1 protein-coding gene is annotated in these 240 nt (G+C 64.2%); it reads right to left on the bottom strand.

The genetic code is table 11. From position 1 onward, the window contains the following. A partial coding sequence (locus AAEY99_RS21680; protein WP_351012023.1) for a CoA-transferase occupies positions 1-240 on the bottom strand: 240 nt, incomplete at both ends.

Raw genomic sequence — 240 nt, 5'->3', positions numbered from 1 at the left:
GATCAGCGGCACGCCGGTCAGCTTCTGCAGCTCGTCGAACGACAGGTCGGTGAAGATCTCGCTCACCGCGAGGCCGTCGGCCGTCACGTCGAGCACGGCGAGATCCGTATAGATGCGGCTCACGCATTGCACGCCGGTGACCGGATACGAGCACTGCGCGACGATCTTGCTCTCGCCCTGCTTCGTCAGGTGCTCCATCATCACGAACACCTGCTTCGCGCCGATCGCGAGGTCCATCGC

Source organism: Shewanella sp. S1-58-MNA-CIBAN-0166 (assembly GCF_040310085.1).
Lineage (GTDB): Bacteria > Pseudomonadota > Gammaproteobacteria > Enterobacterales > Shewanellaceae > Shewanella.
This window is presented reverse-complemented; position numbering and strand designations above follow the sequence as displayed.